Here is an 18,712-nt window from a genome sequence, read left to right on the forward strand (position 1 = left end):
TCGCGCCGATGTGCAAGCCGCGGCGCTTGCCGCGCCAGGCCCGCGCCGCTAACCGGGGAACGATTTTCCCGTCCGGCGATTGTGACAGGAAGCATCGCCGATGAAGGAGAAAACCATGCGCCCCCTGTCCCTTCTTCTGGCCGTCATGGTCGCGGCCGGCCCCGCCTGGGCCGAGGATCGTGGCGTGGTCATCGCCAATGCCCGTTACCAGAACGCGCCGGAACTGGCCGATGCCGATGCCACCGCGGCATCAGAGGCGATGAAGGCCGCCGGGTTCCGCACCGTCGCGGGCGCCGACCTGACCGCCCAGGACCTGCGCCAGGCGCTGGCCGACCTGCTGCGCCCCGACGATACCCCCGGCGCGCGCATCGTGCTGCTGAACGGCCGCTTTCTGAACGGCGCGGGCGAAAGCTGGTATATGGGCACCGATGCCGACCGGCCCGACCTGGTCGGGGCCGGGGCGCAGGGCGTTGCGCTGTCCCTGGTCCTGGGGCTGATCAAGGATGCGCAGCCCGGCGCGGTGCTGCTGCTGGGCCTTGACGGCGAGGGGATGGACCATGGCGCCGGGCTGGAAAACGGCCTTGGCGCGCTTGCGGGCCCCCAGGGGGTGACGGTGATCTCGGGCCCGGCGGCCGCGACCGGCCCGGCGGCGGCGGCGCTGCTGCGGCCCGGCACCTCGGTTGGCGATGTGCTGGAGGGCGACGAACGGCTGGTCCTGGCCAAGGGCGGCGATGCCGGGCTTGTGCCGGTGCCGCAGGCGGACGCGGAGGCGGACCAGGCGGCTGCCCCTGCCCCCGGTCCGCTGGACGGGGATCGCGACCTTTGGGCCAGGGCCGCAGCCCAGGACAGCGCGGCCGCCTATCGCGGCTATCTGGACCGCTATCCCGGCGGGATCTATTCCGCCGCCGCCAAGGCCCGGCTAGGGGCGCTGGAAACGGTCGAACGGGACCGCGACGTCTGGGCCGACGCCGCGGCCGCCAATACCGTCGCCGCCTACGAGGATTACCTGGCCCGCCATCCCCAGGGCGAATTCGCCCAGGCGGCGCGCAACCGGCTGGCGGAATTGCGTCCCGCCCCGGCCGCCCCCGCCCCCGCCCCCACCCGCCAGCCAGAGATCCAACAGCCCCGCCAGGTCCCGGCGGCGGAGGCGGCCGAAGACCGGCTGAACCTGTCGCGGGCCGACCGGGTGGCGATCCAACAGCGGCTGGGGGTGCTGGGCTATTCGACCGGCGGCACCGACGGGATTTTCGGATCGCGAACCCGTTCGGCCATCCGCGGCTGGCAACAGCGCAACGGCCATGCGGTTACCGGCTACCTGACCGCCGCCCAGCTTGGCGCGCTGCGCGAACAGGCCCAGGCCGCCACGCCCAGCCGCGACGAGCAGGACCGCGCCTATTGGCAGCAGACCGGCGCCAAGGGCGGGGCCAGCAACCTGCGCGCCTATCTGGAGCGCTATCCCGACGGCATCCATGCCAGGACCGCGCGGCAGCGGCTGGATGCGGCCCAGGCGGACGCCCCGCGCGGGGACCCCGAGGACCGCGCCTGGACCCAGGCCCGCCAAGCCGATACGGTGCAGGCCTATACCCAATATTTGCAGAACTGGCCACGGGGCGAGCATGCCGAACAGGCCCGCCAGCGCCGCACCCGCCTGATCGGCCAGGGACAGATCGGCAATGGCGTGATCGGGCTGGATACGATCATCCGCGAACTGGTGAAGTAAAGCTGCGCCGCGGCCCCAAGGCTGCCCCGTCCCCTTCGGCCCGCGCGCCGGTCCGGCCGTGAAGGTGGTGACCGGGGCTTACCGCAGGGGTTGCAAAACCCACCGGCCGAGTCCAAGGTTCGGCCTCGCCATTTCCAGGGCCATCTCCATGTCTGCATCCTCTGCTTCCAGCCGGGACGTTTCCCGGCCCGAATTCATTGCCTTGATCGCCGGGCTCATGGCGCTTAACGCGCTGGCCATCGACGTCATGCTTCCGGCGCTGCCCTATATGGGCCATGCGCTTGGCGTCGCTGATGAAAACGACCGCCATTTCGTGCTGACCGCCTATATGCTTGGCTTCGGCGCGGCGCAGTTGGCCTTTGGCCCGCTTTCGGACCGATTCGGAAGACGCGCGCCGCTGTTTGTCGGGCTGGTGATCTATGCCGCCGCCGCCTGTGCCGCGGTATTCTCGCCCAATTTCGCGACCCTTCTGGCCCTGCGCTTCGTCCAGGGCGTCGGCGCTGCCGGAACCCGCGTCATCGCCACCTCGGTGGTCCGCGACCGTTTCCACGGCCGCGCCATGGCCGAGGTGATGTCCCTGGTCTTCATGGTTTTCATGATCGTGCCGGTGGTCGCCCCGGCCATCGGCCAGGTCATCCTTTTGACGGGTCCGTGGGAATATATCTTCCTGTTCATGGCGGCCGTCAGCGTCGCGATAACAGTCTGGGCCGTGCTTCGCCTGCCCGAAACCCTGGCGCCCGAGCGGCGGCGGCCGCTGCGGGCCGATGTCGTCCTGGACGGGTTCCGCATCGTTTTGTCGAACCGCAGCGCCATCATGTATGGGCTTGCGGGCACCTTCATCTTTTCGGCCCTGTTCGGCTTTATCAACACCTCTCAGCAGATCTATGTCGACATTTACGGCCTTGGCGCGCTTTTCCCCCTGGCCTTCGCTTTCCAGGCGTCGCTGATGGCGGTCTCGTCCTATACCAATTCGCGCATGGTGCGCCGGATCGGCATGCGGCGGCTGAGCCATGCCGCCATACTGATCTTCACCGCGGTCAGCGGGCTGTGGCTGGTCCTGGCGCTGACCTTGCCGATGCCGCTGTGGCTGTTCATGACGCTGCTATGCGTGATCATGTTCATGTTCGGCTGGTCGGCATCCAACATGAATTCCCTGTCGCTGGAGCCGCTGGGCGCGGTCGCGGGCACGGCTTCGTCGGTGTTCGGCTTTATCCAGACCGTGGGCGGCGCGGTTCTGGGCACGATCGTGGGCAGCTTTTTCGACGGCACGGTGGTCCCGATTGCCGCGGGCTATGTCGTCTTCGGTCTTCTGGCGCTCGGCTGCATCCTGATCGCCGAAAAGGGCAGGCTGTTCGGGGTGGGCGAGGAATATCGCGCCTAGCGGGGCGGCCATGGCCGCCGAAACCGCCCCCCGATTTTCATTGCCGTTCCCTCCACTCCGGCCGAGACTGCTGACAGGGGGGGAATCAACATGCGTCCGCACGCTTTCGTTCTGGCCTTGGCCGCAACACTGGCATCGCCGGCTTTCGCGCAGGCCGAAAGCTTGGCGATACTTCCCGTAAAGCTTCTGGATACCTCGCATGAGGCCCGCGACCAGGCCCAGGATCATGAGCGCCGGCTGGAACTGCTCGCAAAGGTTCTGGCCAGCGGGATGGCCGGCCAGCGCATAGAGCGAACCGAGGTAGAGCGGGCTTGCTCACCCCAGACGACCGACTGCCTGGTCAAGCTGCTGCGTGACAGGGGCGCTGAGCGCGGGTTGTTCGTGGTGGTGCAGAAATCCAGCACGCTGATCCTGCAAATCTTTGCCGATCTGGTCGATATCCGAAACGAAAAGCTTCTGGTCCACAAGGAATTGAACTTCCGCGGCGACAATGACGAATCCTGGCGGCGCGCCGGCGCGTTTCTGGCCCGCCAGCTTGAAGCGGCGCCCGATGGCGCCTCGTCGCGGGTCCGCTAGATCCGGGCCGCCAAGGGTCCAGTTGCCGCCCGCCACAAGCGCTGTCCTCGGGACCTGCGCCGCAGCCCCTGGACGAAACAGAGCTATGGCTGACCGGATCGCCGGTTCCCCGCCGAATGGCCGTGATGTGCGTCCTGCAATCGACTGGGCAGAAATCGTCCCGGTCGTCCCGTCGACCGTGCCGAAGCCTCCCATCGGAACAAAAGCTTCCTGCGCCAGTTAGGGCTTGCAAGCTGCCGTCGTCCGCGCCGGATCTTGCCATTGCCCTTTCATAGAGGTTTCCTCACATGACATATTCATCCCAGGAGCCCGACCTGTCCAGCGGTCCCGTTCCCACGCCGACCGTTTCCGAAGACGTCCACACCATCATGATCAACAAGGTCTCTTGGGGCGCGATTTTTGCCGGCGTCGTCGTTGCGCTGGTCGTGCAAGTCCTGTTGACGATGCTTGGCGCCGGTATCGGTCTGGCGACGCTGGATCCCGGCACGGGCGACAATCCCAGCGCCTCGACCTTTTCGATCGCCGCCGGCATCTGGTATGTCGTCTCGGGGATCGTCGCTGCCTTCGCGGGCGGCTATATCGCGGCACGGATGTCGGGCAAGACGGTCCCCACGACCGGCGCCCTGCATGGCCTGACCACCTGGGCCTTCACGACGCTTCTGGTTCTGTATTTCCTTTCGACCACGGTCGGCAGCCTGGTCGGCGGTGCCTTCAGCGGCGTTTCGAACGTGATCGGGGGCGTCGGCCAGACCGCGGCGCAAACCGCGGCCCCGATGCTTGACGACTTCAATCCCCTCGACGAGATCGAAAATCAGGTCCGGGCCACCGGAAACGATCCCGAAGCCCTGAATACGGCGGCGGTGAACGCGGCGCGTGCCCTTGTCACCGGCGATGAAGCCGGGCGGGATGAGGCCCGGCAGCAGGCGGCCCAGGCCCTGGCCAATGCGCGCGGCATCCCTCTGGACGAGGCGAACCAGCAGATCGGCCAGATCGAGCAGCAGTATCAGCAGACGGTCGACCGGGTCCAGCAACAGGCCAGGCAGGCCGCCGACGCCGCGGCCTCGGGCGCGGCAACCGGGGCCATCATGGCCTTTGTCGCCTTGGTCCTCGGCGCCATCGCGGGATGGCTTGGGGGCCGCTCGGGCGTCGTGCATCCGGTCTATGCCGATCGCGTCATCCCGACCCGCAATAGGCTATGAGGCAAAGCAAAAAGCCAGAAGCCCCGCTTTGGCGGGGCTTTCCTTTGCCGGTGCAGGTGAGTCAGTAGCCAGCCCGCCGTGCGCACCGTTCGGCATGTTGCCCTCTGCTCAAGCGCGCTTCCACACCGAAAGGCCGATGGATAGGAAAACCATCGCCACGCCAAGCGCCTGCTGCGCATTCAGCGTCTCTTCCATGACACCGACGCCAAGGGCCAGCGCCACCACGGGGCTTAGAAAGGCCAGCACCGAAACCCGGCTGCCCAGTCGCTGCACCCCGCCGACCCAAAGCCAATAGCTCAGGGCGGTTGCGAACAGCACCAGGTAGCCCAGGCCCAGCGTGTTTCGCGTCTCCCAATGGAGGGGCAGGCCCTCGACCAGCAAGGCAAGGGGCAGGATCAGGACGCCGCCGATCAGCAATTGCCATGTCGTCATCTGCACCGGCGGCGCAAGATCGCGCCAGTGCTCCATCAAAACGATGCCAAGCGCCATGGACAATGCCGCGCCGACACCGGCCAGCACGCCGATCAGGTCGAAGGCAAGGCCGCCGTTCAGGACCATCAGCCCGACACCGGCCATGCCCAGCACCGCCAGCCCGATCTGGCCCATTCCCGGCCGCCGCCCCAGCAGCGGCCAGGCCAGCAGCGCGACCAGCAAGGGCTGGCAGGCGGCCAATGTCGCGGTGATCCCGCCCGGCAATCGGGCCGCGCTGATCAGCAGCAGCGCGAAGAACAATCCGATATTGGTCAGCGCCAGAACGGTAACGGGAAGCAGGATGCGAAGCGGCGGCAGGCGCCGGACCAGAAGCAGCATCAAAAGCCCGGCTGGCAGCGCCCGCAGGGCAGAGATCAGGACCGGGTGATCGGTCGGCAATGTCTGGACAAAGACGATATAGGTCGTGCCCCAAAGCATCGGCCCGATGGCGGTGCCGATGAAGCGGCCGGCATTCCGGTCAGCCATGTCAATCCTCGCGGTCGGGATGATCCTTGCGGGCGCGCCGGGTTCAGCGCGCCAGTTCCGGCGTCCAGTCTCCGGGCTGCGGCTCGCGCGTCAGGTAGCTGATCACCATGTCGACCAGATGCGCCTGGCGATGCTCGATATGCTCGGGCGCGCCCAGCTTGCGGTTGAACAGCATCGACAGCGTATACTGGTTCGACAGGTAGAAATAGCCCAGGCCCGAGATCGAGATATACAGTTCCACCGGGTCCACGCCCTTGCGGAACACGCCCTGCTCTTCGCCCTGCCGCAGGATCTCGCGCAATGTCTCGGCCAGCCGGTCATACATGCTGCGGATGATCGTCGACTTGCCGATATGGCGGGCGCGATGCAGGTTTTCCGTGTTCAGCATGATGATCACATCCGGCTCTTCGACGAAGACGCGAAAGGTATTCTCGCAAAGGCGGATCATGGCATCCAGCGGGTCAAGCCCGTTGACGGCGACGTCGCTTTGCCGCCGCCGCAGGGTTTCGTAGACCCGCTCGAGGATGCGGATATACAGGTCCTCCTTGCCGCGGAAATAGTGGTAAAGCAGGTTCTTGCTGACCTTGGCCCGCGCCACGATGGCATCCACTCGGGCGCCATCGTAGCCGCGGCGCGCAAACTCGGCCTGCGCGGCCGCGAGGATCTTTTCCTGCGTCCGGATCGCATCCCTGACAGCCGGTTTCTCGGCCATGACTCCTCCCACCACTTCCGCGAAGGGGCCGTTCAGGATGCCACCTTCTGTCTTGCCCCGACGAAGGGCGCGCAGCGTTCCACCGCGACGGCGACGGTTTCATGGCCATCGCGCAGCCACCAGTCGAATTTCGAGAACAGTTCGATCTCGAATGGGCCGTCATAGCCGATCTCGTCCAGCAGCGCCTTGTAGGCCGCGAAGTCGATCACGCCGTCGCCGATCATCCCCCTGTCATGATATACATCACGGGTGGGGACAAGCCAGTCGCACAGGTGGAAGGTCAGGATGTTTTCCGGCCCGGCCTCACGCAGGCCGGACATGAAGCTTGCGTCCCACCAGCAATGATAGGTGTCGGCGACGATGCCGGTATCGGCGCTGCCCAGGCTGCGCACCAGGTCAAGACAATGCGCAAAGCTGTTCAGGCAGGACCGATCGGCGGCATACATCGGATGCAAGGGTTCAAGCCCCAGCTTGACCCCGGTCGCGCGGGCGTGGGGCAGCAATTCCTCGAACGCGCCGATGACGCGCGAGCGCGCGGCGGCGAGGTTCTTTTCGCCGGTGGCCAGCCCGCCCGGCACCATGACCAGACAGGGCGCGCCGATCTCGGCCGCCGCATCCAGCCTGCGGCGGTTCTCGTCCAGCGCGGCGTTGAAACCGGCCTTGTCCGAGATGTTGACCCAGGCGCCGGTGCAAAGGCAGGGCACGAACAGACCCGCGTCGCGGATCATGCGCGCCCCCTGGGTCACGCCTGCGGCATCCAGGTATTCCATCCAGACGGCGATTCCCGCCACGCCCGCCCGTGCGTAGCCATCAACCGCCTGGTCCAGCGTCCAGTCCCGCGTGGTGATCTGGTTGATCGCAAATCGGCTGAGGTCCGCCATCAGGCCAGCTCCGGTTGCTTGTTGCGCAGTTGGTCGGTCGCCTGCCGGTCGACCTGCCCGGCCGTGATGACGACGCGGTAATGTTCACGGGCGAAGCCCTCGGTGATCTTGCCGTCCAGCACATCCTCCAGCACCAGTTCCAGCGGGCGCTCCAGCGGGTCGCCATAGCCGCCGCCCCCGGCCTGTTCGTGGCGGATCACATCGCCTTTCGAGACATTGCGCGTAACCTTGCTGTCCAGCAGCTCGAAGGCACCGCCGTTCAGACTGAGCAGGTTGCGCGAGGGCGCGCCGGGCGTGCCGCCGAACAGGCCATAGGGCTGGTGATCGTAGCGGTCGGCGCGCAGTTGCAGCACCGCATCCTCGGCCAGCAGGCGATATTGCCGCACCACGCTGAGCCCGCCGCGCTGGCGCCCTGCCCCGCAAGAGTCGGTGCGCAGCGAATATTCCTCGATGCGGATCGGATAGGCGGTTTCCATAAGCTCGACCGGCATGTTCGACATGTTCTGCGACGGGTTGGTGATCGCGTCAACGCCATCCTTGGTGGCGCGGGCGCCGAGGGCGCCGTTGATCATGTCGACCATGACGAAGGGTTCGCGGGTTTCCTTGTCATAGCCGCCCAGGCAGACGACCGAGTTGCCGCCCTCGCCCGCCGCCGACACGCGGGTCGGAACGATCTTGGACAGCGCACCCAGGACCGTGTCGACGACGCGATAGCCGGTCAGGGCGCGCGCCGCGACCGGCGCCGGGAAATGCGGGTTCAGGAAGCAGCCCTTGGGCGCGCGGATGTCGATGGCGCGGTAGACGCCCGAATTGTTCGGGACCTCGCCGTCCAGCGTGCAGCGGATCGCCAGATAGGTCGCCGATTTGACGAAGGACAGCGTCGAGTTGATCGCGCCCTTCACCTGCGGCGACGAGCCGGTGAAGTCGACGTCCAGGTGGTCGCCCTTGACGGTGATCGTCGCCTTGATCGGGATCGGCGCCGGGTCGAAACCGTCGCCGTCGATGTAGTCGGTGAACTCGTAGACGCCGTCCGGCCAGTTGGCGATCTCGTTGCGGGTCAGGCGCTCGCCATAGTCCAGGAAATCGGCCAGGAACTGGTTGAAGGTCGCGGTGCCGTATTTGTCGACGATGCGCAGCATTTCGCGCTCGCCAAGCGCGCAGGTGGCCAGTTGCGCCTCAAGGTCGCCGATGACCAGGTCGGGCAGGCGCACGTTGCGGCCGATGATGTCGAAGACGATCTCGTTCCTGACGCCGCGATCGTAAAGCTTCAGCGGCGGCAGGCGCAGCCCTTCCTGGAAGATCTCGGTCGAGTCGCTGGCGTTCGAGCCGGGCACGCGGCCGCCCACGTCGCAATGGTGGCAGATCACCACCGAAAATCCCAGATGGTCGTCGCCATGGAAGATCGGCTTGAACATGAAGATATCGGGCAGGTGCATCCCGCCTTCATAGGGATCGTTGAAAATGATGACGTCGCCGGGGTTGATATCGCCCTGGAACCGCGCCAGCAGCGCCTCCATCGCGTCGGGCACGGCGCCCAGATGCAGCGCCACGGTCTTGGCCTGCGCCAGGATACGCCCCTTGGCGTCGCACATGGTGGTCGAATAATCCAGCACGTCGCGGACGATGGGCGAACGCGCGGTGCGCATCACCGTATAGGCCATGTCGTCCACGATGGATTCGACGGCGCTTTTCAGCACGGCGAAGGTGATCGGGTCATTGGCAGAGATCTCGGCCATGGCTCGTGCTCCTTACGAAAGACGGATGTGAAGGTTCAGGAAGTCGTCGCGCTCGACGGTGGCATCCGGCGGCACGACCACGGTCGAGTCGTTCGATTCCAGGATGACCGGGCCGGTCAGCTTGCGCGGCGAACGGGTGCGGTCATAGACCGGGGTGTCGATCCAGCCGGTGTCCTTGCCGAAATAGACCTTGCGCGTCGATGCCGGCCCCGCTTCCTCGTGGTCGGGGGCTGAGAGCTTGCGGAAGTCCAGCCGACCCTTGCGCAACCCGCGACCGGTCATGCGGATGCTGACCACCTCGACCGCGTCGGTCGAGACATAGCTGTAGATCGAGCGATAGGTTTCCAGGAAATCCTCGCGCACCTTGGCCGGGTCGAAGGGTTCGGCGAAGGGGATGGCAAGCGACATTTCCTGGCCACGGAAACGCATATTCGCCTCGGGAAGCAGTTCCATGGCCTCTTTGGCGATACCCTCGTCGTGCAGGTTGGCGACGGCCTGGCGGCGCAGATCCTTGGTCGCCTCGGCAAGGCGGGCCAGATCGACATTTTCCACCACATCGCCGATGGGGGCGGTGAAATAGCGCTCGATATCGCCGGAAAGCATGCCCATGGCGGTGAACACGCCGGGGGTCGCCGGGACCAGCAGCTTGTCCATCGACAGCAGCCGGCCAATGGCGGCGGCATGGACCGGGCCGGAACCGCCGATGGCGACCAGGGTAAAGTCGCGCGGGTCGACCCCGCGTTCGACGGTCACGGCGCGAATGGCGCGGGCCATGTTGGCGTTCACCACCTCGCGGATGCCATAGGCGGCCTCGGTCGCATCCAGACCCAGCTTGTCGCCCAGACGGCTGGCAATGGTGGTTTCCGACGCGGCCTTCTCAAGCTTGCGCGCGCCGCCGGCCAGTTCCTGGGGCAGATAGCCCAGCACCAGGTTTGCGTCGGTCACGGTCGGCTGGTCGCCGCCAAGCCCGTAGCAGACCGGGCCGGGATCGGCGCCGGCGGAAACCGGGCCCACCTTGATCAGGCCGGCGCTGTCCAGCGCGGCGATGGACCCCGCGCCGCTGCCGACCTCGGCCACGTCGACGGTCGGCACGCTCATCATGTAACCGCCGGCCTTGATAAAGCGCGAGGGGGTCGAGATGCCGGCGCGGAATTCATATTCGCTGACCCGGCTCAGCTCGCCGCCATTGACCAGCGTGGCCGAGGCGGTGGTGCCGCCCATGTCGAAGATGACCAGGTTTTCCTGGGTCAGCGCCTCGCCCAGGCGGGCGCCGCCGACAGCACCCGCCGCCCGGCCCGACGAGATGAAGAACACCGGCTTTTCGCAGGCGGTCTCGGCCGAGGCCAGCGCGCCGTTCGAGTTGCTGACCAACAGCGGCGCATTGACGCCCAGCGTGCGGATGCCGGTCTGAAGCCGCCCAAGATAGGCAGCAAGCACCGGCCCCACATAGGCGTTCACCACCGTGGTGCTGGTGCGTTCGTATTCCTTGGCCTCGGGCAGGACCGAGACCGAGGTCGTGACCTGCATCTTGGGGAAACGCTCGCGGATCAGTTCTTCGGCGCGACGTTCATGGGCGGGATTGCGGTAGCTGTTCAGAAAGCAGATGGCGATGGATTCGACCCCGGCCTCGACAAGTGCAGCGGCTGCGTCGATCACGCTTTGCTCGTCCAGGGCCGTGACGACCGAGCCATCGGCGGCGATGCGTTCATCCGCCTCAAGCCGGTAGCGGCGCGGCACCAGCGGCACCGGCTTGTCCCATTGCAGGTCGAACATGTTGGGCGTGCGCAACCGGCCGATTTCCAGCACGTCGCGGAATCCCTTGGTGGTGATCAGGCCGGCCCGCGCGCCGACCTTTTGCAGCAGCGTGTTCGAGCCGACCGTCGTGCCGTGCACGATCTCGGTCACGTTGCCGACCTCGATCCCCGACTCCTTCACCAGTTGCGAGATCCCGGTGATGACCGCCTGCTCGGGCGCGGCGGGGGTCGACGAGACCTTGGCGTGATAGAGTTGGCCGTCGCCTTCGATCATCACCAGATCGGTGAAGGTGCCGCCGATGTCGACGCCGATGCGGGCGGTCCTGGTCGCTGAAGCTGTCATTGCCTTCATCCCTGTTGGACTAATTGGTTAGTTTGATAGCACGCGATTTCGCCACCCGCCAAGCCATTTTTTAATCGTTTTAAAACAGTGTATTGCTGACGTTTTTTCCGGATATGCAGAAACAAACTTGATTACTATTGGACCAGTAGTACTATTGAGAAAATGAAAAACAAGAAAATGCCGCCGGGCGATTCGCCACGGTTCCAACCACAGGAGAGGTAAATGACGAAGATGCAGCCCCTTTCGGTCGTCGCAGCGCTGCTGGTGCTGGCGGCCCCCGCCCTGGCCGACGAAAAGCTGACCGTGCGCCTGGATTTCTCGCCCTGGGGCAGCCACGCTGCGATGCACCTGGCCAAGCACAATGGCTGGTTCAAAGAGGCCGGGCTGGATGTCGACGTGCAGGACGGCCGCGGCTCGGGCAATACGCTGCAACTGGTGAACGCGGGCCAGGTCGATGTCGGCCAGATCCAGTTGGGCCTGATCCCGGCCGCGCGCCAGGGCGGCGCGCATGTCAAGGGCGTCGCCGACTGGGCGCGCCGCACCGACCTGTGCGTTCTGGTGGACAAGGACGCCCCGATCGAGAAGGTCGCCGATTTGAAGGGCATGTCGCTTGTGGTTTTCGCGGCCAGCCCCTGGGCGCCCTATATCGACACCTTCCTGGCTGCGGGTGGGCTTGACCGGAACAATACCACGGTGGAATTCGTCGATGCCTCGGCGTTGTGGGGGACCTATACCGCCGGTCGCGCCGATGGCCTGATGTCGACCGTCAGTTCGGCCCTGCCGCTGGCCGAGGCCACGAGACCGTCGAAATGCCTGACCTCGGACATGGCGGATCTGTATTTCCCCAGCTACGGGCTGGTCGCTTCGGACGACACGATCAAGAACCGTCCCGATGCGCTGAAGAAACTGATCGCGGTGCAGCAGCGGGCCTGGGCGGAACTGGCCAAGAACCCCGACCTGGGCGTCGAGGCGATGCAGGCCGAACGTCCCGACGCGATGCTGAACGCGGATATCCTTCGCGAACAGATCAGGCTGACCATCGAATATTTCGACACGCCGGCAACCGAGGGCAAGCCCATCGGCTGGCAGGCGACCGAGGATTGGGAAGCGGCGCTGAAGGGGATGGAGCGCGCGGGCGTCGTTCCGGCCGGGTGGAACGTGAACGACTATTTCACCAATGAGATGATCTCGGAATGAGGGAGGGAGGGATGAACATGATGGCCAGTCCGGTCACGGACGCCTATCTGCGCATCAACGGCGCCGGCAAGACCTATCCGTCAAAGCATGGGCCGGTCGTCGCACTCAGCGATGTCAACCTGGACGTCAGGCCCGGCGAGTTTCTCAGCGTCGTCGGCCCCAGCGGCTGCGGCAAGAGCACGCTGCTGAAATGCGTGGCCGGGCTGGAAGGCATCACCTCGGGCAATATCACCGTTTCGGGCAAGCCTCTGATGGGACCGCCCGATGGCATGGGCGTGGTGTTCCAGCGCGACGTGCTGCTGGACTGGCGCACCATCCTTGACAACGTGCTGTTGCAGGCCGAATTCCTGGGCCACCCGCGCGAGCAATACCGCGACCGCGCCCTGCAACTGCTTGAGCGGTTCGGGCTGAAAGGCTACGAGAACCGCCATCCGTGGGAGCTGTCGGGCGGCATGCGGCAGCGCGCCTCGATCTGCCGGGCGCTGCTTTGCGACCCGGAACTGCTGCTGATGGACGAGCCCTTTGGCGCGCTGGACGCGATGACCCGCGACGATCTGAACGTCGAACTGGCCCGGATGTGGCAAGAGACCGGCAAGACGGTGATCTTCATCACCCATTCCATCTCGGAAGCGGTGTTTCTGGCCGACCGCGTGGTCATGATGTCGCGCGGCCCAGGCCGCATCGTCGACATCTTCGACGTGGACCTGCCCCGGCCGCGGCCGCTGGCGATCCGCGAAACCGATGCCTTTGGCGTCTATGCGCAACGCATCCGCCATCACTTCGCCGAACTGGGAGTGCTGCACGAATGAAGAACAGTCTTGCCGCAAAGCTGATGCGGGACAACCGCTCGCTGGATATCGTGCTGGTGCTTTTGGGCACTACCATCTTGTGGGAATTGGCGGTGCGGATCTTCCACGCGCCGGCGATCATACTGCCACCGCCCTCGGCGATCTGGGCCGCCTTCATGCACAGCCCCTGGGTGTTCATCCGCAACATGCTGTACACGCTGATGACCACGGGTATCGCCTTTGCCATCTCGGTGGTTCTGGGCGTGATCATGGCCGTGGGCATCGTGCAGTCGAAGTTCCTGGAACGGACGCTTTACACGCTGCTGATCGCCATCAATTCGGTCCCCAAGGTGGCGCTGGCGCCGCTGTTCGTGATCTGGCTGGGCACGGGCGCATCGTCGCAACTGGCGGTCGCGGTCATGCTGGCGATCTTTCCCATCGTCATCAATACGGTGCTGGGGCTGCGTTCGGTCGATCCCGACATGCTGAACCTTGCCAAGGCGACGCGCGCCTCGAAATTCGACATCATCTACAAGATCCGGGTGCCGAACGCCCTGCCCTCGCTGTTCTCGGGCATGAAGGTCGGCATTTCCTTTGCCCTGGTCGGCGCCATCGTCGGCGAATTCGTGGCCGGCGGTCGCGGCCTGGGCTTTCTGGTCCTGACCGCGCAGGGACAATTCGATACCACGCGGGTCTTCGTTTCGCTGGTGCTGCTGGGCATCATGGGGACGATCCTGTTCTATGCCGTCGACGTGGCCGAACGCATCGCCCTGCCCTGGCACAGCTCGCAACGCCAGCCCAACGCGTGAACCAACGGGGCCCCTCTACCCCCATTTTCCAGCCGATCCGAAAGACGACCCATGTCCTCAACCAACCTACTGTCAGCGGGCGGCCTTGCCACGCCGTTCAGGTCGATCCCCGGCGACGAGGCCCTGGCGGTGCTGGATGCATATTATGGCATGACCGGCACGCTGCGGCGCCTGGATACCGAAAAGGACGACACCTTTCGGCTGGCCACGCCCAAGGGGGAACGCTTCATCGTCAAGTTCTCTAACCCGGACGAGGACCCGAACGAGCTGTCGTTGCAGACCGACCTGCTGGACCATCTGGCGCGTGTCGATCCCGGACTGGCGGTGCCGCGCGTGGTGCGCAACCGCGACGGCAAGGGCTTCTTCGCCACCACCGACAGCCACGGCCAGTCGCGCATGGTGCGGATGCTGACATATCTGGAGGGCACGCCCCTGGACCGGATCGATCCCACCCCGGATGAGCGCTTTCGGCTGGGTGCCACGCTGGCCCGGCTGCGGCTGGCCATGGCCGGATTTTCGCATCCGCACGAGGCGCGCCAGATCGCATGGGATGTCCAGCACCTGCCCAAGCTCGCCTTCCTGCTGGACGGCGTGGCCGACCCCGATCACCGCGCCATGCTGACCAAGGGGATCGCGCGCTTTCGCCAGATCGAAGGCAAGCTGCGGACTTGCCGGCGCCAGGTGCTGCACAACGATTTCAATCGCTCGAACGTCGTCGCCGACCGTGGAAAACCGGATTTCGTCACCGGGGTGATCGATTTCGGCGATGCGCTGCGGACCTATATCGCCGTCGACCTGTCGACCGCGCTGCTGGCCTATCTTGATCCCCAGGGCGGTCCGGCGATGTTCGACCGCGGCCGCGACCTGCTGGCCGGCTATCTTTCGGTCGCCGACCTGACCGCGGACGAGCTGGAAGTTCTGCCCCACCTGATCATGGCGCGGGTCATCGCGCGCGCATTGATCACGACATGGCGGGCCGGGCAATTCCCGGATAACGAGCCCTATATCATGCGAAACACCCATCAGGGCTGGAAGCAGCTGCACCAGTTTCTCAGCCTGCCGCTGGACGAAATCAGCCGGACATTCGCCCCAGCCGCCCCAGGCGCCGCAGCCCGCACGACAGAGGAAGCACGGATATGAATGCGCAGGACAAGCCCCGGATCAACGTCGGCATGGTGAACGGCTTTAACCCGGACAACATGGGCGACCTGGATCCGGCGATGCAGGACATGATCCGCCGGCGCCGGCGCCTGCTGGGCCCGGCCTATCGCCTGATGTATGCCGATCCGGTGCAGATCAGCCGCGCCCAGGGCACCAGGCTGTGGGACCGCGACGGCAACGAATATCTGGACGCCTATAACAACGTCGTCTCGGTCGGCCATTGCAACCCGCGCGTGGTCGAGGCGGTGCATCGGCAGATGCAGACGCTCTGCACCCATACCCGCTATGTGCAGGACGAGATCCTGGAATTCGCCGAGCAGATCGTGCCGAGCTTCGGCGAGCCGATCGAGCATATCATGTTCACCTGCACCGGCTCCGAGGCGAACGACCTGGCGCTGCGCATCGCCATGCACCAGACCGGGCGCAAGGGCATTGTCATCACCTCGGAAGCCTATACCGGCAACTCGCATCTGACCGCGGGCCTGTCGCCCTCGCTGGGCAGGAAAAGCCCGCTGGGGCAATGGGTGCGCCGCATTTCGGCACCCGATTCCTATCGCATGGAGCCCTCCGAGATCGGCGCCCGACTGGCCCGCCAGGTCCAGCACGAGATCGACGAGCTGGAACGCCGCGGCGAAGGCATCGCCGCTTTCATCGCGGATTCGCTGTTCTCATCGGACGGCATCTATGCCCATCCGACCGACATCCTTCAGCAGATCACCGAGGTCGTCCATGCCGCGGGCGGCGTGGTGATCGCCGACGAGGTGCAGGCGGGCTTCGGCCGGTCGGGCGACCGGCTTTGGGGGTTCCAGCGACACGGCCAGGTGCCGGACATCGTCACCATGGGCAAGCCGATGGGCAACGGCTTTCCGGTGGCTGCCATCGCCGTGCGGCCCGAGGTCATCGAGCGTTTCGGCAACGAAATGCGCTATTTCAACACTTTCGGCGGCAATACCGTGGCGATCGCGGCGGCGCAGGCGACCTTTGACGTGATCCGCGACGACGGGTTGCAGGAAAACGCCGCCCGGATCGGCGCGATGATCCAGGACGGCTTTCGCCAGATCGCGCAAAGCGATGGCCGTATCGGCGACGTGCGCGGCGCGGGCCTTTATATCGGGGTCGAGTTCGTCAAGGACCACGACAGCAAGGAACCGGATTCAGCGACCGCGCTGGCCTTGGTCGATGGCTTGCGCCAGCGGCGGGTGCTGATCTCGGCCACCGGCCATCACGCCAATACGCTGAAGATCCGGCCGCCACTGGTCTTTTCGGAAAGCGACGTGGACCGGCTGCTGACCGAGACGCGCAACGCACTGGCCGCGATCTGACAAAGGCGGCGCGAGCAAAAGCCTCGCGCCGCCGATCAAAGCACCGCGCAGGCCAGCCGCAGATCAAATTGACGCGCAGCCGTCCCGTTCCCTGCAAGTCAGGCCCTGCTCGACAACAAAGAGCGCAACTGCGTCGGGAAAAGCTGCAAAAGCAATGTCTCGGTGACGGCTTCCCCGCCCTTCGCCACGAAAGCCCGCAGGTCGATCGGGCTGTCGTCCCGCGCCACCAGACCTTCCGGTCCGCCGAAGCTGAGGTCGAATATGGCCCGCCAGTTCTGCCCGCCGACAATGGGATAGACCGCGTCGTTCGAGATCACCCCGCGCGAGGCGGTGATTTCAAAGCGCGGCTTGTCATCCGGCCCAAGCGAATGCGGGGTAAAGTCGCAGACGATCTTGACCACCTCCTCTGGCCTCGGCTGGCCCGGTATGCCGCCTGCACCGATACGGATGGCGGCGAAATCGCCCGTCGTGCCGCTCAGCGGGCTGTCCTTGAGCCAGGACAGAGTATAGCTCAACTCGTATTCGTCGCCGGCCTTCGCCGGCGCGGCGGGTTGCCAGAAGGCCACGATATTGTCGTGGATCTCGTCATCGGTCCTCAACTCGACCAGCGTCACCGTGCCATCGCCCCAATCCCCCTGCGGCACGACCCAGGCACTCGCGCGCTTGTCATAGAAGACGCCGTCATCCTGGTATTGGTCGAAGTTCCGTTCCCTTTGCATTAGGCCGAAACCCTTGATCGAAGGGGCGGCAAAGGTATTTGCCATGGTATGGGGCGGGTTGTTGAGCGGTCGCCATATGCGCTCGCCCCCAGAGGTCAGGATTTCCAGACCATCGGAATCATGGACCTCGGGCCGCCAATCGGGCGAGATGCGCGGCGTATTCTTGCCGAACCAGAACATCGAGGTCAGCGGCGCCACGCCCAGCCGCTCGATCGCATCGCGCACGAAGATGCGGGCGGTGATCTCCTGCATGACGCCCTCGCCGCGACGCGAGACGATGCGATAAGCCCCCGCCACACGCGGGCCGTCCAGCAGCGCATATGTCGTCATGCCGTGTTCGGTCTCTGGTTCAAGCCAGAAATGGGTGAAAAGCGGAAACTCCTCGGGCCCGTCGGGAATGGCGGTGTCAACGGCGATGCCCCGCGCCGAAAGCCCGAACTGGCCGCTATAGCCCGCGGTTCGCCAATAAGAGGCCCCCAGAAAGGCCATCCAGTCACGCCGGGTTTTCGCATCCATGACGCTGAATCCGGCGAAACCCTCGGTCCTGGTCAGGCGACGGGCCGGATTGTCCTCTGGAATATCGAATAGCTCCAGCGAGAAGGGAATCTCCGTTGCCAGGCCGTTTTCGAGCGTATGTATATGCACAGGCTGTTTGAAATAGCGGCCGGGGAAAAAGAAGCGCGCCCGCGATGGGGCTGAAAGACCGTCCCAAAGCTCCCTCCCCTCGTGAAAGCGGATCTCGTTATGGCGATCGAAATCTACCTGTTCGAGGATCTCGGCCTCTTCGATCAGCGGGGGCTGATATGCATGCCCGGCAAGCTTGCGCGCCCGCTCGGTCAGCAGATCGAAGGAGAACGGCTGCTGCTTTCCGTCGTGACCCAAATTCTCGGCGGCGCGCGCGATCTGAGGCAGCAAGAAGAAGGCGCCACCACCGAGGGCGGCTTGCATTGCGGAGCGGCGGGAAAGTTTATGCGAATACATGATGCTCTGGAGATGTCCGTTCAGTTTGTCGCCATCGAGACCCTGAAGCCGGGGATAGTTCAAGGGGGGCGCCGTATCATGGGCCGAGTTCTGCCGGTCTTGACGCCCCGATATTGGCGGAAGCCCGCCAGGGAACTAGGGTCTGTTGAGATTCATCGTGAGTTGATCAGGGCTGCCACAGCGTAGATCATGGCCTCAAAGGATGTATCGGTCTTTTCGGACCGCATGGCGATACGCTTGAACTCCTTGAGTTTGCAGAAGAAGTTCTCGATGAGGTGGCGGCGCTTGTAGAGTTCGGGATCGATGATCAACGGCGCGCGGCGCTGTGGACGCTGCGAGATGCAGATCAGCGCGCCGCGTGCGTTCATCTCGGCGATGATCCAGTTGCTGTCGAAGGCCTTGTCGGCCAGCATCGCATTGAAGGCGAGCCCCTCGATCAGCGGCGCGACCCCAACCGTGTCAAAGCGGTGCCCCGG

The 18,712-nt window shown here is 65.2% G+C and carries 16 protein-coding genes; 9 read left to right on the forward strand and 7 right to left on the reverse strand.

The features are described from left to right. The first annotated feature begins 115 nt into the window (after window positions 1-115). The 4 genes from F3H32_RS18095 to F3H32_RS11935 all read left to right on the forward strand — a co-directional run bounded on the left by F3H32_RS18095 (window position 116) and on the right by F3H32_RS11935 (window position 4,876). Window positions 116-1,720 (forward strand): peptidoglycan-binding protein, encoded by a 1,605-nt coding sequence (locus F3H32_RS18095; protein ID WP_149766065.1) that lies wholly within the window; start codon window positions 116-118, stop codon window positions 1,718-1,720. A gap of 148 nt (window positions 1,721-1,868) precedes the next feature. Continuing rightward, on the forward strand, window positions 1,869-3,101 hold the full coding sequence (locus F3H32_RS11925) for a multidrug effflux MFS transporter (protein ID WP_149766066.1): 1,233 nt from the start codon (window positions 1,869-1,871) through the stop codon (window positions 3,099-3,101). A gap of 162 nt (window positions 3,102-3,263) precedes the next feature. Continuing rightward, a complete protein-coding gene (locus F3H32_RS11930; RefSeq protein ID WP_188128654.1) occupies window positions 3,264-3,677 on the forward strand; it encodes a DUF2380 domain-containing protein in 414 nt (137 codons plus the stop codon). A 287-nt stretch (window positions 3,678-3,964) separates the two neighbouring features. After that, window positions 3,965-4,876, forward strand: a complete 912-nt coding sequence (locus tag F3H32_RS11935; RefSeq protein ID WP_223191428.1) for a PhnA-like protein — start codon at window positions 3,965-3,967, stop codon at window positions 4,874-4,876. A gap of 108 nt (window positions 4,877-4,984) precedes the next feature. Here F3H32_RS11935 and F3H32_RS11940 read toward each other — a convergent pair whose 3' ends face one another. From F3H32_RS11940 to F3H32_RS11960, 5 genes are read right to left on the reverse strand one after another with little or no spacing between them, the layout of a single operon-like run. Beyond that, window positions 4,985-5,833, reverse strand: a complete 849-nt coding sequence (locus F3H32_RS11940) for a DMT family transporter (RefSeq protein ID WP_149766068.1) — start codon at window positions 5,831-5,833, stop codon at window positions 4,985-4,987. A gap of 43 nt (window positions 5,834-5,876) precedes the next feature. Continuing rightward, entirely contained in the window at window positions 5,877-6,545 is a 669-nt protein-coding gene (locus F3H32_RS11945; protein WP_149766069.1) for a TetR/AcrR family transcriptional regulator, read from the reverse strand. Between the two features lie 32 nt (window positions 6,546-6,577). After that, entirely contained in the window at window positions 6,578-7,426 is an 849-nt protein-coding gene (locus F3H32_RS11950) for a sugar phosphate isomerase/epimerase family protein (RefSeq protein WP_149766070.1), read from the reverse strand. Further along, entirely contained in the window at window positions 7,426-9,162 is a 1,737-nt protein-coding gene (locus F3H32_RS11955) for a hydantoinase B/oxoprolinase family protein (RefSeq protein ID WP_149766071.1), read from the reverse strand. The genes F3H32_RS11950 and F3H32_RS11955 overlap by 1 nt, the downstream gene beginning before the upstream one ends. A 12-nt stretch (window positions 9,163-9,174) precedes the next feature. After that, entirely contained in the window at window positions 9,175-11,259 is a 2,085-nt protein-coding gene (locus F3H32_RS11960; protein WP_149766072.1) for a hydantoinase/oxoprolinase family protein, read from the reverse strand. A 222-nt stretch (window positions 11,260-11,481) separates the two neighbouring features. Here F3H32_RS11960 and F3H32_RS11965 point away from each other — a divergent pair, with 222 nt between their 5' ends. The 5 genes from F3H32_RS11965 to F3H32_RS11985 are packed head-to-tail and all read left to right on the forward strand — an operon-like array spanning window position 11,482 to window position 16,536. Beyond that, window positions 11,482-12,456, forward strand: coding sequence for an ABC transporter substrate-binding protein (locus F3H32_RS11965; protein ID WP_149766073.1), 975 nt, complete (start codon window positions 11,482-11,484; stop codon window positions 12,454-12,456). A gap of 11 nt (window positions 12,457-12,467) precedes the next feature. Next, complete coding sequence (locus tag F3H32_RS11970) at window positions 12,468-13,265, forward strand: ABC transporter ATP-binding protein (RefSeq protein WP_223191429.1); 798 nt, start codon at window positions 12,468-12,470, stop codon at window positions 13,263-13,265. Further along, window positions 13,262-14,053, forward strand: coding sequence for an ABC transporter permease (locus tag F3H32_RS11975; RefSeq protein WP_223191430.1), 792 nt, complete (start codon window positions 13,262-13,264; stop codon window positions 14,051-14,053). The genes F3H32_RS11970 and F3H32_RS11975 overlap by 4 nt, the downstream gene beginning before the upstream one ends. Before the next feature lie 51 nt (window positions 14,054-14,104). Continuing rightward, window positions 14,105-15,193 carry a phosphotransferase gene (locus F3H32_RS11980; RefSeq protein WP_149766075.1) on the forward strand — a complete coding sequence of 363 codons (1,089 nt, stop codon included), beginning with the start codon at window positions 14,105-14,107 and terminating at the stop codon, window positions 15,191-15,193. Next, window positions 15,190-16,536 (forward strand): aspartate aminotransferase family protein, encoded by a 1,347-nt coding sequence (locus tag F3H32_RS11985; protein ID WP_223191431.1) that lies wholly within the window; start codon window positions 15,190-15,192, stop codon window positions 16,534-16,536. Before F3H32_RS11980 ends, F3H32_RS11985 begins: the two co-directional genes overlap by 4 nt. A gap of 98 nt (window positions 16,537-16,634) precedes the next feature. On the opposite strand, the gene F3H32_RS11990 is transcribed toward F3H32_RS11985, so the two are convergent. Both F3H32_RS11990 and F3H32_RS11995 read right to left on the reverse strand, forming a co-directional pair. Then, on the reverse strand, window positions 16,635-18,299 hold the full coding sequence (locus tag F3H32_RS11990; protein ID WP_223191432.1) for a glucan biosynthesis protein: 1,665 nt from the start codon (window positions 18,297-18,299) through the stop codon (window positions 16,635-16,637). Window positions 18,300-18,388: 89 nt separating this feature from the next. After that, window positions 18,389-18,712, reverse strand: a 324-nt coding sequence (locus tag F3H32_RS11995) for a transposase (RefSeq protein ID WP_149766076.1), incomplete at its 5' end; no start/stop codon positions are given.

Source organism: Paracoccus thiocyanatus (assembly GCF_900156255.1).
GTDB lineage: Bacteria > Pseudomonadota > Alphaproteobacteria > Rhodobacterales > Rhodobacteraceae > Paracoccus > Paracoccus thiocyanatus.

Coding starts and splice junctions, on each gene's coding strand:
- F3H32_RS18095 (WP_149766065.1), top strand. CDS start 116: ATGCGCCCCCTGTCCCTTCTTCTGGCCGTCATGGTCGCGGCCGGCCCC.
- F3H32_RS11950 (WP_149766070.1), bottom strand. CDS start 7,426: ATGGCGGACCTCAGCCGATTTGCGATCAACCAGATCACCACGCGGGAC.
- F3H32_RS11945 (WP_149766069.1), bottom strand. CDS start 6,545: ATGGCCGAGAAACCGGCTGTCAGGGATGCGATCCGGACGCAGGAAAAG.
- F3H32_RS11960 (WP_149766072.1), bottom strand. CDS start 11,259: ATGACAGCTTCAGCGACCAGGACCGCCCGCATCGGCGTCGACATCGGC.
- F3H32_RS11980 (WP_149766075.1), top strand. CDS start 14,105: ATGTCCTCAACCAACCTACTGTCAGCGGGCGGCCTTGCCACGCCGTTC.
- F3H32_RS11935 (WP_223191428.1), top strand. CDS start 3,965: ATGACATATTCATCCCAGGAGCCCGACCTGTCCAGCGGTCCCGTTCCC.
- F3H32_RS11940 (WP_149766068.1), bottom strand. CDS start 5,833: ATGGCTGACCGGAATGCCGGCCGCTTCATCGGCACCGCCATCGGGCCG.
- F3H32_RS11985 (WP_223191431.1), top strand. CDS start 15,190: ATGAATGCGCAGGACAAGCCCCGGATCAACGTCGGCATGGTGAACGGC.
- F3H32_RS11970 (WP_223191429.1), top strand. CDS start 12,468: ATGAACATGATGGCCAGTCCGGTCACGGACGCCTATCTGCGCATCAAC.
- F3H32_RS11925 (WP_149766066.1), top strand. CDS start 1,869: ATGTCTGCATCCTCTGCTTCCAGCCGGGACGTTTCCCGGCCCGAATTC.
- F3H32_RS11955 (WP_149766071.1), bottom strand. CDS start 9,162: ATGGCCGAGATCTCTGCCAATGACCCGATCACCTTCGCCGTGCTGAAA.
- F3H32_RS11965 (WP_149766073.1), top strand. CDS start 11,482: ATGACGAAGATGCAGCCCCTTTCGGTCGTCGCAGCGCTGCTGGTGCTG.
- F3H32_RS11975 (WP_223191430.1), top strand. CDS start 13,262: ATGAAGAACAGTCTTGCCGCAAAGCTGATGCGGGACAACCGCTCGCTG.